The sequence below is a fragment of the Saccharibacillus sacchari genome, from assembly GCF_037722395.1.
Classification (GTDB): Bacteria; Bacillota; Bacilli; order Paenibacillales; family Paenibacillaceae; genus Saccharibacillus; species Saccharibacillus sacchari_A.
Window position 1 is genome coordinate 134246 of record NZ_JBBKAR010000039.1, and the last position, 14575, is coordinate 148820.

The 14575-nt window shown below is 52.7% G+C and carries 14 protein-coding genes; 2 read left to right on the forward strand and 12 right to left on the reverse strand.

Annotated elements, in window-relative coordinates; genetic code table 11:
- Positions 1-16 precede the first annotated feature (16 nt).
- On the forward strand, positions 17-1021 hold the full coding sequence (locus WKI47_RS15065; RefSeq protein ID WP_340227972.1) for an AraC family transcriptional regulator: 1005 nt from the start codon (positions 17-19) through the stop codon (positions 1019-1021).
- 17 nt (positions 1022-1038) lie between these two features.
- On the opposite strand, the gene WKI47_RS15070 is transcribed toward WKI47_RS15065, so the two are convergent.
- A complete protein-coding gene (locus tag WKI47_RS15070; RefSeq protein WP_340227973.1) occupies positions 1039-2220 on the reverse strand; it encodes an MFS transporter in 1182 nt (393 codons plus the stop codon).
- A 178-nt stretch (positions 2221-2398) separates the two neighbouring features.
- Between WKI47_RS15070 and WKI47_RS15075 the strand changes: the two genes are divergently transcribed.
- Positions 2399-2944, forward strand: coding sequence for a TetR/AcrR family transcriptional regulator (locus WKI47_RS15075; protein ID WP_340227974.1), 546 nt, complete (start codon positions 2399-2401; stop codon positions 2942-2944).
- Positions 2945-2956: 12 nt separating this feature from the next.
- On the opposite strand, the gene WKI47_RS15080 is transcribed toward WKI47_RS15075, so the two are convergent.
- From WKI47_RS15080 to WKI47_RS15130, 11 genes are all read right to left on the reverse strand, one after another.
- Positions 2957-3103, reverse strand: a complete 147-nt coding sequence (locus tag WKI47_RS15080; protein WP_340227975.1) for a hypothetical protein — start codon at positions 3101-3103, stop codon at positions 2957-2959.
- A gap of 102 nt (positions 3104-3205) precedes the next feature.
- Positions 3206-3562 (reverse strand): MmcQ/YjbR family DNA-binding protein, encoded by a 357-nt coding sequence (locus WKI47_RS15085; RefSeq protein WP_340227976.1) that lies wholly within the window; start codon positions 3560-3562, stop codon positions 3206-3208.
- A 105-nt stretch (positions 3563-3667) separates the two neighbouring features.
- Positions 3668-4249, reverse strand: a complete 582-nt coding sequence (locus WKI47_RS15090) for an NAD(P)H-dependent oxidoreductase (protein ID WP_340227977.1) — start codon at positions 4247-4249, stop codon at positions 3668-3670.
- Between the two features lie 111 nt (positions 4250-4360).
- Complete coding sequence (locus tag WKI47_RS15095; RefSeq protein WP_340227978.1) at positions 4361-4783, reverse strand: MarR family transcriptional regulator; 423 nt, start codon at positions 4781-4783, stop codon at positions 4361-4363.
- Between the two features lie 124 nt (positions 4784-4907).
- Positions 4908-5720 (reverse strand): HAD family hydrolase, encoded by an 813-nt coding sequence (locus WKI47_RS15100; protein WP_340227979.1) that lies wholly within the window; start codon positions 5718-5720, stop codon positions 4908-4910.
- A gap of 234 nt (positions 5721-5954) precedes the next feature.
- Positions 5955-6542 (reverse strand): sugar O-acetyltransferase, encoded by a 588-nt coding sequence (locus tag WKI47_RS15105; RefSeq protein ID WP_340227980.1) that lies wholly within the window; start codon positions 6540-6542, stop codon positions 5955-5957.
- Positions 6543-6560: 18 nt separating this feature from the next.
- Complete coding sequence (ilvD, locus tag WKI47_RS15110; protein WP_340227981.1) at positions 6561-8267, reverse strand: dihydroxy-acid dehydratase; 1707 nt, start codon at positions 8265-8267, stop codon at positions 6561-6563.
- 27 nt (positions 8268-8294) lie between these two features.
- Positions 8295-8960 (reverse strand): GntR family transcriptional regulator, encoded by a 666-nt coding sequence (locus WKI47_RS15115; protein ID WP_340227982.1) that lies wholly within the window; start codon positions 8958-8960, stop codon positions 8295-8297.
- Positions 8961-9165: 205 nt separating this feature from the next.
- The gene (locus WKI47_RS15120; protein ID WP_340227983.1) at positions 9166-9795 is read right to left on the reverse strand and encodes a cyclase family protein; all 630 of its coding nucleotides are present in this window, start codon (positions 9793-9795) and stop codon (positions 9166-9168) included.
- Positions 9796-10183: 388 nt separating this feature from the next.
- Positions 10184-12988 (reverse strand): sugar-binding domain-containing protein, encoded by a 2805-nt coding sequence (locus tag WKI47_RS15125; RefSeq protein WP_340227984.1) that lies wholly within the window; start codon positions 12986-12988, stop codon positions 10184-10186.
- A gap of 222 nt (positions 12989-13210) precedes the next feature.
- Complete coding sequence (locus WKI47_RS15130; protein WP_340227986.1) at positions 13211-14506, reverse strand: arsenic transporter; 1296 nt, start codon at positions 14504-14506, stop codon at positions 13211-13213.
- Between the last annotated feature and the right edge of the window lie 69 nt (positions 14507-14575).

Consider the following 14575-nt stretch of genomic DNA (forward strand, 5'->3'; position numbering starts at 1 on the left):
AAAAAGGAGAGTCCACATGATGGATTTGGAACAGTTGGATCGTTATCTGCGCGCGTTTAACGAAATCGAGCGAATCCAGCAGAAAACGGGAGAAAATATCAACGATATCGCTTTGGTCATCACGCACGACGAAAGTTCGGATCAGCTTCGGATGCCGGATAGCTTGTTTTTCGACACCGGACCGATTCAGATGCGCAAGCACCACCGCTTCGCTCCCATGCCTGTGCACCGACATACCTTTATCGAGCTGAACTATATCTACTCCGGCACTTGCACCCAGCACATCAATGGCGAACAGGTCGTGCTGCAACAAGGCCAGATCTGTATGCTCGACTCCGATGTGCTGCATGGAATCGAGCGCATGGACGAGAACGACATTCTGGTCAATATCCTGATTCGCAAAGACGTGTTCGCTTCCGCGATTTTGGGACGCTTCGCTACGGGAGGCATCGTGTCGCAGTTCCTGCTCGGAGCCATGGCCGAAGACACCTCGCATGACCGCTATGTGGTGTTCGAATCGGAGAAGCATGAGAAATTGCAATTTTTCGTGAAAAACATGATGGCTGAAGCGTTCGGAGAGGAGATGTATGCGCAGGAAATGCTGTACGGGCACATGATGGTCATTTTCACGGAGCTGATGCGGGTATATTCGTATCGGACCAACGACAAGACAGCACAAAAAGGCGGGCGCGCCGATCTGATCGACATGCTCGCCTATATCGAACGCCATTACCGAACCTGTACCTTGACCGGTTTGGCGGACGCCTTCAACTTTAACCCCAACTACCTCGGCAATCTGTTGAAAAAGAAAACGGGGCGCACCTTCATGGAGCTGATCAAAGCGCAGCGTATGCTTCAGGCAGCCGCCCTATTGACGAATACGGATGACAGCATCGAACAAGTCGCGCATCATGTCGGCTATGACAGCCCCGGATTCTTTTACCGCTCGTTCGTTGCCCAGTACGGCATGACGCCGAAGCAGTATCGGAGACAGTTGCCACGGTTCGAAAAGGACGAATAACGCGTTTCGGTTCTTTATTACCTTCTCCCGCTTGCCATGAGTCTGTCTATTTTCTTCAAGCTTCGACGGGACGAATATCGGGAAAGCAGCAATGCGATCGTTACGGAGGCCGCTGCAACGAGACCTACAAGACGCATGGAACCACCGTTTGACGCCAAGCCTCCGATTCCTCCTGCCGCCGCAATGCCCAGTTGAATAAACGAACCGTACAGTCCAAGCATGATTCCGCGTGCCTGCGGCGCAAGTTCGATCAAATTGTACTGCATCCCGGGCCCTGACGCCCATGCCGAGAAAGACCAAACCATCAGCAACGGAATCGTGACGAAGGTCGAACCGGGCATAACGGATAACGTTACCAGAGCAAGAGCATGAACGGTTAGGCTACCCATCAGCGTTTTGCCATTCCCAACCACATCCGACATCCATCCTCCGAACTTCGACCCGATCAAGGTGGCGATACCGAAAGCGAACAAAGCCATACTAATCTGTCCTTCTCGCAGCAAAGCAACCTGGAGCAGAAACGGCGTGATATAGGCATACATCATTCCGTAGCCGAGCTGCCAAAAGAAGGTAACCGCGAGTCCTGTCAAAATCTTGGGCTGTTTCAAATAAGCAAGCTGCATGCCGATTGGTGTCACTTCCCCTTTAATCTTCGCTGGAATCACGGCCATGATCGCCATGATCGACAACAAACTAAGCAACCCGATGCCTACGAAAATAAATCTCCAATCATGCGACATCGCCACTACGCGTCCTATCGGAACACCGACGATGATCGCCGCGCTGAAGCCCAGCAGGATCGTACCGATCGCTCCAGCTTGTTTTTCCGGCGGCGCCAAGTGCGATGCAGCCGTCTTCGCCGCAATGGCAAAGACTCCGCTCCCAATCGCAAGTACCACACGAGAGAGCATCAGGTAGCCGAAGCCAGATAACCAAAACGTTGCCGCGCAGCCGATGACCATGATCATAAGCGACACGATCAACACTTTGCGCTGGTTCCATTTGGCCGCAGCGATCATGACAAGCGGAGAACCGAACGCATTCGCAATCGCGAAGATCGTAATGAGCTGGCCCGCTACCGCCAGAGGAACATTGACGGAAGCCGCGACTTTATCCAATATGCCTGCAATAACGCCTTCCGAGGTACTCACCACGAATGTGATCAGGGTAAGTAAATAAATCTTTCCTGTATGCTTCATCTATCTCCAACCTTCCTATTCCAAAAATAAACGACAATGTTCGATTAATCGACTTTTGCTGTATAATCGTAATCAAGAACAAGTTCTCGTACAATCGTTAGATTTGGGGAACCCGTCGATTATGCGACAAAAGCTTCAAAACCGTCGATTATTTTGGAAAAAGAAAGGATGATCCGCAGTGGTTAAAATTGATCGAAGAATTATCAAATCCCGTGAAGCTATAAAAAAAGCCTTGATTGAGCTGATGGCTCATCAAGACTTCGATCATATTACGATTCAACAAATTGCCGATCAAGCCAACGTCAATCGCGCCACCATCTATCTGCATTATTTAGACAAATACGATCTGCTCGACAAAATGATGGAAGAGCAGATCGACGAGCTAAAGAAAACATCCGAGACGGCTTGCCAGCTTGAATGGATCGGAGCGACCGAGGTGTTTTGCGAATATTTCGACACTCACTACCCGTTCTTTTCGCTTATGTTGGCAAATAGCGGCTCTCCTTATTTCCGTAAACATTTCCTCCGATTCTTACTCGAAGCCTTCGAAAACGAACTGGACATGAACCAAGTACAAAACCAAGACATGGACCCGTCGATTATTCTCGAATTCACTTCCTCTGCCTACGTCGGCGTAATCGAAAGCTGGCTAAAAAAAGAATCGAGAGTCCACCATTCTATATTGGCCGAGCAATTGGGAAGGTTATTGGAGCGCGTTATGTAGCCGCGTCTTCCCTTAGTCGTTGTCTTGATCATCATCCATCTGCTGATGCTCCGCGTCGTCCATATCCATATCGTTCATGTCGTTGCCGTCGTCCGAACCGCAGCCGATCATCGTCGCCAAAAGTCCGACGGCAGCCAGCGTACGTAGCGTCTTTTTCATGAAGTCTCCTCCTTCCTCTTTTACGGCTTCTTTACTATAGGATAACCCGGAGATGGCTGCTTTGAACTGACTTGCCGGAGATCCATTTGTTCCTCTCCGTTTTCAAAAATCCGCTTGCTGCCGCTTTTTCGATATTTTCGGCCGAGTCAGCTCAAAGCTGTGCCGCACCAGATCAAAAATATCTTCTTGCTCCAACTCGCCGTCCAAAATCACCGTGTTCCAATGTTCTTTGTTCATATGATAACCCGGCTTGATGTCGTCGTGCAGATCACGCAATCTCGCCGCCCGCATCGGATCGCATTTCAGATTGGCGCAGTGATGACCTTCCCGGACGTAAATAAAAGCGAACGATTTTTTGTTGGCGCCGTGCCGCATCACGGTCCAGCTCGGATCGAACGGATGATCTTCGTACACGCCCGGATAGGTCAGGCAATGGTCGATCAGTTGTTGTTGGTTCATCGTGGATTCACCCGCTTTCAAGTGGTTTTTTATCCAGTATATCAAACATACGTTCCCGATCCAACGACAAAAAAGAACCCACCGAAATGGGTTCTTTTGCAAAAATCAAAAGGCTTGCTTCACCGTGTTTTCCACTTGGCGCAGAATTTCTTGATAGCCTTCTTCCGGCAGATAACCGATGCTGCCGAAAAGCAGATGGCCGACGGATTCGATACCCGTGAATTCAAAAATGCCGACTGTTGCGGTCGCGCGAAGCGCGTCGCTCATGCCGATCTGGTCGTAAACTTCCGCCGGCGTGCCGTGGGTGTTGATGATCAGGCCTTTTTTGCCGGCCAGCATCTTCACGATGCCGTTCTCGTCGCTGGCATAAGCAAAACCGTACGCGAACACGCGGTCCACGTAGCCTTTCAGAATCGCAGGAAGACCTGTCCACCAGATCGGATAGATGAATGTGATCGTATCCGCCTGTGTAATGAATTCTTGCTCCGTCTTGATGTCTTGCGGCGTATTTCCGGCTCTCATCGCTGCTGTATCTTGAGCTTTCAGTACAGGTCGGAAATCCAGTTCGTACAGATCGCGCACGATAACTTCGTCGCCTTTGCTTTGAAGAGCGCCGACTGTCGTGTTAAGAATCGAACGGTTCAAGCTATCTTGATGCGGGTGAGCATAAACGATCAGATGTTTCATGATGAATAACCTCCAAGGAATAATAAGAATAGTTTGTTTTTTGCCCATAACTACATAGACATCTATGCAATATTCGAAAATATTGCATAGGTCTCCATGTCGTCCGACATTTCAGAACCTATGCGTAATTTTGTCCAACAGACGTTCCAGCTCCAACCCTTCGTCTTTCGATAAGTTACCGTACAGCGTTTCGTTCAACCGATCGGACACACTGCGGAATACAGGCTCCAGCTCCCGGCCTTTCGACGTCAAAGCGATCAACGTTACCCGCTGGTCGGACCGGCTTTTCACCCGTTTCACATAGCCCAACTTTTCCAGCTTATTGACTAGCACCGTTACGGTAGGCTGCGTGCGCCCTATCGCTTCGGCAAGCTCGGTTACGGACAAGCCGTCTTGCCGATACAGAAACATAAGCACGCCGCCGTGAGACGGAACGATGCCTTCAATGCCTTGCTGCTCCAACTCCGTTGTAATCAGCTTCTGCGCCTGATCATTGATCCGGCTGATCAGTGCGGCTGCGTTGTATTTGTTCATGAACGAATAATAACATAGATGTCTATGTATTTTCAAGCATGATTTTAAAAAAAGCTTCGGCGTGCAAGAACGGCATGGTTACCGTTTTTCTACTGCCGAAGCCTTTTTCTGTAGTTGGTTACATTTAAACGCGTGCCGGTGCCTGCAAACGCAGCATCTTTTCCACAGTCAACAATACACCGTCTTCGATATTCGATTTCGTGACAAAAGCCGCCGCAGCCTTGGTATTCTCGCAGGCATTGCTTACGGCAAAACTGAATTCCGCGATCTGCATCAGTTCCACGTCGTTCTCGCCGTCGCCGAATGACAGCGTCTCTTCCCGCGTCACGCCCAGCATCTGCTGAAGCTTGGTGACCGTTTCGCCTTTATGCGTGCCGAGCGCCGTAATATCCAGCCAACGCGGCTCGGAATCGACGATATACATCTGGCCTTCCAGCTTGGCTTCGATCCGGCGACGAAGCTCCGCGCTGCGGCCTTCCGCGTCGAATACGGTTACTTTTACAAAAGAACCCGTAATTTCTGCGAACGAAGAGACCCGAATCACTTCCCGGTAAGAACGTTTCACAAGATTGTAGTGATCTTCCGCAAGCGTATCGCGTACATAAGCCGCATCGCCGGTGCAGGCAATCACGATCATATCGGGATCAAAGGCTTCGATCTCCTCGATCGATTGCAGCGCAAGCTCCCGAGCCAGCGTAAATTCTTGTACCACTTTCCCATCCCGCTTGATCCGCGTCGCGCTATCGCCCAAAATCCAAATGCCTTCAAAGCCTTCGAACAGCTCTTCCACCCGCTCGCACTGCTTGCCGGTACAAGCCGCAAACTGCACGCCCTGAAGCTTCATCTGCGCATACACGTCCGCAAACCGCTCCCGCTCAAACTCGCCTTCATTATTCAAAAACGTTCCGTCCAAATCACTTACAACCAGCTTGAACATGTTATTCCTCCTTGTTTTCGCAGCACTTTCTCAACTTTATAAACATCCTTTATTAAGGTGTGCGTTTACTTTACCGCGTGAAACGCGTTTCATGTCAAGTACGGATTCTGCGAAAAAATATTCGGGACGAATAGCAAAAACAAACAGTAAAACACAACGCGCAGCAATCAAAAAAGACGCATACCGAGATGAATCGGCACGCGTCTTGACTTGAACTTTTCCCGCCGACCCGGATCAGGCCCGCTTGTATTTATTCCGGTCGTCCTCCGTAATCTCGCGGATCACGCGACACGGGTTGCCCGCCGCGACCACGCCTGAAGGAATATCCCGATTCACGATGCTGCCCGCTCCGATCACGCTTCCGGAACCGATCGTCACGCCGGGCAACACCACCACATTGCCGCCGAACCAGACGTTGTCGCCGACCGTGATCGGATACGCGTATTCCAATCCCGCATTGCGCTGTTCGACGTCAAGCGGATGGCCCGCCGCGTAGAAGCCGCAATTCGGGCCGATAAACACATTGTCGCCGAACTTCACTTTGGCCGCGTCGAGAATGATCAGATTGTGATTGGCGTAGAAGTTATGACCGAGCTGTATATGATACCCCAGGTCGCAGTAAAAAGGCTGTTCAATCACAAACGGTCCTTTTGCTTCGGCCACGATTTTCCGGATCATCTCTTCGCGTTCGGTCAGCTTCAGCGGATTCAGTTGATTATGCTCGAAGCATAACGACTTGCAATAATTGCGCTCGCGAACGAGCTGCGGATCATGGTTGTTATCGTAAAGAAGCCCTGCGGCTGCTTTTTCTTTTTCGTTCAAGTGATCCCAACCTCCGAATTATTCAAATAAATCCGTTACCGCGCCTTTGGAAGCCGAAGACACAAGACGCGCGTACTTCGCCAGCACGCCCGAGGAGACTTTAAGCGGCGGTTGCACCCAGGCTTGCTTGCGTGCGGCCAACTCTTCGTCGCTGACGTCCATACTGACTTCCCGGATTTCGCTGTCGAACGTCACCATGTCGCCGGTCCGAAGCAATCCGATCGGCCCGCCTACCTGAGCCTCCGGCGAGACGTGTCCGACCACGAAGCCGTGCGAACCGCCGGAGAAACGTCCGTCTGTCATCAACGCGACTTCGCCGCCCAATCCTTTGCCGACGATCATCGCCGTGACCGACAGCATTTCCGGCATGCCCGGTCCGCCTTTCGGCCCGCAATAGCGGATGACCAGCACGTCGCCTTTAACGATATCGCCCCGCGTGATCGCAGCCGTAGCTTCGTCCTCGCTGTCGTATACTTTGGCAGGGCCGGTAAAGCGCGATTTTTTCATGCCCGACATTTTCGCCACCGCTCCGTCCGGCGCCAGATTGCCTTTGAGCACGACGAGCGGGCCGTTTGGCTTCAGCGGGTTTTCGAACGGGCGGATAATGTCCTGACCTTCTTCCAACGACGGCATATCGGCCAGGTTTTCCGCCAACGTGCGTCCGGTTACGGTCATGCAGTCGCCGTGCAGCAGCCCGCGTTCCAGCAACATTTTCATCACGCCAGGCACGCCGCCGATATCGTTGAGATCCTGCATAACGTGCGTTCCGCTCGGTTTCAAATCGGCCAGATGCGGCACGTTCAACCGGATACGCTCGAAATCGTCCAGCGTCAGATCCACGTCGACCGAATGCGCCATCGCCAGCAAATGCAGGAACGCGTTGGTCGATCCGCCGAGGGCCATCACGACCGTAATCGCGTTCTCGAACGCTTCTTTGGTCATGATATCGCGCGGATAGATTTCTTTTTCAAGCAGATTGATGACCGCCGCGCCGGCTCTTTCGCATTCTTCCGCTTTGCCCGGGGAAATGGCGGGCGTCGAAGACGACCCCGGCAAGCTCATGCCCATCGCTTCGGCGGAAGCCGCCATCGTGTTGGCCGTATACATGCCGCCGCATGCGCCGGGACCCGGACACGCGCTGCATTCGACTTTTTTCAATTCCTCGTCGGTTATTTTGCCTTCCTGATACTGGCCGACCGCTTCGAACGCCGATACGATATCGATCTTTTTGCCGTCCAAAATGCCGGGTTGGATCGTTCCGCCGTATACGTACACGGAAGGCACGTTCAAGCGTCCGATCGCCATCAGGCAAGCCGGCGTGTTTTTGTCGCAACCTCCGACTGCCACCAGACCGTCGAAACGCTCCGCGCCCGCTACGATCTCGATCGAATCGGCAATGGCTTCACGGCTCGGCAGCGAGAACAGCATGCCTTCGTGCCCCATCGAAATGCCGTCGGATACGGTGATCGTGTTGAACACGAGCGGGGCTCCACCGTTGTCTTTAACGCCTTGTTTCGCTTGGAAAGCAAGATCGTTGATATGCATATTGCACGGCGTGACTTCGCTCCAGGTGCTGGCTACGCCGATCATCGGCTTTTTGAAATCCTCGTCGGTAAAACCTACCGCACGCAGCATCGCCCGGTTCGGTACGCGGTTAGCGCCCTCGCTGATCACCTTACTGCGAATTCTCAAGTCTTTTTGTTGGTCGTTGGTTGTCTTTTCCATGTTGGTTTGCTCCCGTCGGTTGAGGTATTAAATCAAATGTTCCAGTTCACGCATCGGACGGATCAAATTTTGCTTCATGGCTTCGTGCGCAGCTGCGGCATCCCGGATTTGAAAAGCGCGGATAATCGCAAAATGTTCGTCGACCGAAGCCTGCGTGGAGTCGATCGGCTGCTGTAAAAACACATACTTGAATCGCCGGATATGGACCTGAAGCGATTCGCTGAAACTTACCGTGTACGGATTGTTTGCAAACTCGACAATCGCGTGATGAAACTCTTCGTCCGTCTCCATCGCCAAGTAAGGTTGATCGCTAATAACCGCCCGTTCGAATTCCGTATTCAAATCAATCAGATGTTGAATTTGTTCGGGACGAATCAACTCAGCCGCCACTTCCGCCGCAGAAGCATGCAGAGCGGCCAAAGTCGAGTAGAGCTTAAAAATATCGCCCTTTTCGACTTCCGTCACTTTCGTTTCTTTCCCCGGATAGGTCGCAACCAATCCTTTGACTTCAAGCAATTGAAAAGCTTCGCGGATCGGTGTACGGCTCACGCCAAGCGATTCGCTTAATTCCGATTCGAGCAATTTCTCGCCCGGTTGAAGGGTACCGTCAATGATCCAGCGCTGGATTTGGTCGAACGCTTTTTCTTTGGCGGACATTCGGGCCGGGGCTTTAAAATTTTGAGGAACGGGCAATAGGAAGCCTCCTTTGCTTGACGCTGCAACAAACTATAGTATGCAATATATCGCATACGTATACGAAAAGCAAATGTTAATTGTTTTTTAGCTGTCGAAAGAGGTTGAGTTGGTGGGGGAAGCGAGAAGACTGCGAGAGAAATTCAGTTCAATTCGCTGTCTCACTCGGAAAAGGGATTGGACTTGAATAAGGATTTTTCCGAGTTCAAAGGCGTCTTTCACTGAATTTCTCTCTCCGTCTTCTCGCTTCAAGTTGGATTGGGCTTTTTGGACGCTTCAAAACAATCTCAAAATGCTTTGTTCGTATTTTTATTTGTTTGTTAACAAAAAAGAAGGCACATGAACTCTCTTCGATTTCGACGATGATGTTTACTACAGACGCGTCATGGTTTTTGATGCGCAGCGGCGCGGCGAAAGCAGATACCAATTTTTTACCGATCAAAGGAACCGGATTGGTGTCTTCGTAGATCAGCATGATGGGTTGTTCGTACTTTTCATGGTCCAAAAACGCATGGTGGACAAAATAACCGTTATGTTGGGCTTCGTTCAAATTTTCGATGCTCAACGTGTCGATCGCTAACGCTTTGCATTTCGGCAGTTGGGTACGGATACATTCGGCGGCCTCCGGCGGCACTGCCGGAAAATCGTGCGCGTACCGATAAAAATCCGTTTCCCGATACTTCCAATGCCCGATGTTGAAGATCAAAATATCCGCCTCATACAGCTCCTCGGCCTTCATCAGTTCATTAACCGTAATCAACCCGTTCGTCCCGAGCGGGCAGTAGATCAACAACTCTCGCGCCTCCAACTTCACTTCCGGCAACCCCGGATACACAGGCATCCCTTCATAAATCGGATACCCAACTCCACATACCTGGTCATCATCAACAAACTCCCTCTTAAATAACGTACCTGCAAGAAAAAAGACCTCAACCTTCACTTTAAGTGAAAGCCAAAGTCTTTTCCACAACCAACAACCATCAATTCAAATCAAAGCCCAAAAATGCCAACCGACATTCCAAAGCTTTTGCCTTTACTTCCCTACTTCCCCAACTTGATGAGATAGACCCAGCGGAGGGGAAAATTCAGCGAAGGACGCCTTTGAACTCGGAAACTTCCACTAAAATTTTAATCGGTTTTCCGGGTGAGACAGCGTCCTGTAAAGCATTTCGAAGAAATGCACTTCGGAAGCATATGCTGGTAATTTTCCCCGCAGCGCCTCCTTATCGCACCATCTTCTCCACCTCAGCAACATCAAGCTCCACCTTCGGCACAAACGCATCAGACCGCACATACTCCAACACGCTGCTCAAAAACTGCCTTCCGTCCGGCGTCTGTCCTGCCGCTGCCGCGTCTACCGTGCACACGAGCAGATTGCCGCCGCCCGTTTTGCATTCGAACAACAGTCCCAGCTTATGGTTGCGTTCGAAGTTGTCGATCGTTTGCACGATCGGCTCGAACGAAGACGGCGTGCCGTCCAAAATAACCGAACGCGAATTCATGACCACGTTCCACCACGCGTACGTCGTATGGCTTTCGCTCGGGAAAGTTTTCAAAGCCGGATGCTCGTTGCGAACAAGCAAGCCGTGCGTGCCTACTGGAATCTTGCGATCCATGCTTTCCGAGATCGAACGGAACATCGGGAAGCACCAGAAGTCCGCGGCATACGTGCCTTCGATGGAATTTTCCAGCGTCGAGACATTCGGCATTAGCAGCACGTTTCCGCCTTCAGCCAATAGCGCTTTCGCTTCGTCGTTCAGCGTCTCGAATACGTGAACGCCGCCGAAGTCCGCTTTCGTTTGCGCCGGATAGATCCAGAGGTCGTAGTTTTTGTAGACGTCCGTGCCGTTCAGAGAAAGTTCCAACTCCACCTTTTGCATCGATTGTACGTTTGGCAATGCCAGCTCGATTCCGCCAAGCTCGAACAGATCGCCGCTCGCCGGCACGTTTGCCGTGATCACGCCAGCGCCAAGTTGCTGTTCAGCCGAACGCAGCGACCAGCTCACTTCGATCTCTCCCGGCGCTTCTTCGCGGAACCAGCTCAACTCTACGGCCGCCCGGAACGTATCGCCGCCCACCAGATTGTACGATTCAAAGCGCGCCAGCAGCACGGCATTGTCGCAGAACGAACGCCAGTCTTTTTCCGTGATCAAGCCTTTGGAATCCATGAATGCGTCCAGCGCCCCGACCAAAGCCGTTCCCTGACCGCTGAAATCCTGCAAATCCAGCACCTGGAATCCGGCCAGCTTGCGCGAACGCAGCGCCGCTTCCAGCTCTTCCTTGTAACATTCCATCGCCAGCTTGCCCGAGTTTTCGAAGTAAGCGCGCGCCAGATGACCGAGTCCTTTTTCCTCCAAACGCTCACGGAAGATTTTGAAGTTTTCCGCTTTCAACGGCCCCGTATACTTCTCGATCTCGTCGAAATTCGGGAACGTCGCGTATTGCCCGATTTCGTGCGACACGACCGGAAGCGGCGATACCCAATCTCCGCCGTCGCCTTCGGCTTCGACCGTTTTCATGCCCGTGCCGTATTGGATCTGGATTTGCTTTTTGCCGCCTTCTTCCCCTTCTGCCGCTTGAACGCGCGCAGGCGAGATCGCTTGGTCATAATCCGTCAGCGTACCCGGAGGCGACACCTGTACATGCCCTTGCGGCGCGTCGCACATCGCATACGAACCGCGGAACAGACGCTCGCGCGTGAACCGTACCCCGCAAAAGAAATCGTCATGTTCCAGCAGCTCCGGCACCCATTGATGGTTATTCGAGCCTTGCGTGTACAGCGGACGGGCATCGAATTCTTTGTACCCTTTCAAAATGGAATCGATCTTACTCCGGCTGCCCCATAGCTCGTTGCCGAGCGAGAACATGACGCACGACGGATGGTTCGCAAAAGCTTTGAGGATCGCATACCCTTCTTCGATCAGATAATCCTGTTCGGCCTGGTTGTGGTTGTCTTCGCCCGGCTCGGTGATCGTGCCCCAGAACGGCAGCTCCGGCTCCATATAGATACCCAGCAGATCCGCCGCTTCAAAAGCAGCTTCAGGCGGACACGCGGTATGGAAGCGGTAATGGTTCATGCCGTACGATTTTGAAATGCCCAGAATACGAACCCACTCGTCCACATCCGTCGGCGCATATCCGGTCAACGGGAAAATAAGGCCGTCGTGCTTGCCGCGCAGGAAAGTCCGTTTGCCGTTGATCTCGAATTTGTCGCCCGCCGACTTGAACTCGCGCAGCCCCAGCACGCTGTCGGCCGTATCGATCACGTCGCCGTTTGCGTCCAGCAGCTCCAGCTTCAAGCGATACAATTCCGGCGTCCACTCGCTCCACAGACGCGCGTCTTCGCCCAACGCATACGTTACGTCGACGCTCGACCCGCTTAGCTCGAACTCTGCCGTATCCGGCGTATGCGACCCTTCCCCGTTGAAACTTGCCGCCGACACGCGCAATTTCGCGGCGGTTTTTCCTTCGATATCCGCCGTGATCCGAACGTTTTTCTCAGCTACGCTCGGATAGGTACGCAGGCTTTCCAGACGCGATTCCCCGTAAAATTGCAGCTCGACCTTGCCTGTAATCCCGTTCCAGTTGGTCTGCGTATCCGGGGACGTCATATGACCGCCTTTTGTCGGATAGCCTACGTTGTCCACCCGGATCGTCAGCGTGTTGTGGCCCGTCGCCAGCTTACCCGTCAGGTCGTACACATGCGGCGCGTTCAGACTGTTCCGCGTGCCGATCTCCTCGCCGTTCAGCCATACCGCCGTGATGCGCGTACGTTCCAGATGCAGCAGCGCGACGCGTTCCGCCGATTCCGCCGGAACTTCGATCTCTTTTTGGAACCAGGCCGAGCCTTCGAATTTATATTCGTCCGTCAGCGACCCGATCAATTGCTCTTCGTTGCGGCGTCCTTTGCGGGCGTGCGAAGTCGTGCCGGGCAGCTCCATCGTATCTTCAAACGTCTGCGGCAGGCCTTTTCTTTTTTCGTCCAAACTCAATTGCCATACCCCGGACAGATTCAACTTGCTTTGCATAGATTCTCACTCCTATTTGTATGCGTTTTCTCTTGCTCCACCTCTTACTATAACGTTTTCGTAAATATAGAGCAATCCATTTGTCGAAAGCTGTCGGGTTGAAAAAAGGTTGGACGTAAACGGACATTTGGCTGGATGATGACGTTTCGAGCAGCCCCGTTCCTACGACAAAAAGCCCCGAATCTCCATGATCCGGGACTTGCGCCGCGCAGGCGGCTTTTTTTACAACCAGGACAACCATACATACAAACCGAGCAGCGTAATGAACAACGTCGGAATCGTCAGCACGACGCCGATGCGGAAATATTGGCCCCACGTAATACGGATGCCTTTGTTGTTCAGCACATGTAGCCATAGCAAGGTCGCCAGCGAGCCGATCGGCGTCAGCTTCGGACCCAGATCCGCTCCGATCACGTTCGCGTAGATCAGCGCTTCCTGTATCCGGCCGCCGGCGTCCGCCGTGTCGATCGCCAGCGCCCCGATCAGAACGCTCGGAAGATTGTTCATGATCGACGACATCACCGCCGTCAGGAAGCCCATGCCCATCGTCGCCGCGAACAATCCGTGGCTTGCGAACGCGCGTATGCCTTCGGCCAGCAGATCGGTCAATCCGGCGTTACGGAGTCCGTACACGACGACGTACATCCCGACGGAGAAAAACACGATCGACCACGGCGATTCTTTGAGCACGGCGGCGACCGAGATCGACGGACTGCGGCGCGCCAGAATCAAAAACAAGATCGCGATCACGCCCGCGGTAAGCGACAGCGGAATCCCGAGCAGCTCGCCCGCGAAATAACCGATTAGCAGCAAGCCGACGACGACCCACGAAATCCGGAACAGCTTGAGATCGCGAATCGCGGTAGACGGCGCTTTGAGCTGAGAATCGTCGAACGTTTTCGGGATGCTTTTACGGAAAAAGAAATACAGCACCGCCAAGCTTCCCGCCAGCGCGAACAGATTCGGCACGAACATCCGGCCCGCGTACTGCATAAATCCGATATGGAAATAATCCGCCGAGACGATGTTCACCAGATTGCTAATCAATAGCGGTAGCGAAGTCGTATCGGCGATAAAGCCGCCCGCGATAATAAACGGAAACACCTGCCGTTCGTCCAGCTTGAGCGCCCGCACCATCGCCAGCACGATCGGGGTCAGAATCAGCGCCGCGCCGTCGTTGGCGAACAACGCCGCAACGACCGCCCCCAGCAGGATCAGGTACACGAACATGCGGATGCCGCTGCCTTTGGAAGCCCGGGCCATATGCAGCGCCGCCCATTCGAACAATCCCACCCGATCCAGCACGAGCGAGATCAGAATGATCGCGACAAAAGCCAACGTGGCGTTCCAGACCACATCCGTAACATCGCGTACATCTTGTACATCCACGACTCCGGTCAGCAGCGCAAGCAAGGCACCGCCGCAGGCCGACCATCCGATCGGCAATCCATAAGGACGCCGGATGACCAAAAATAAAGTCAAAACAAAGATAAGAGTTGCCCACAACGCTGCGTACACACGTTAACCTCCAGTAATCGGGCAAGTCGTATCCGGAATCCGATGTTCCTGATATTCCGTTCTCCTACC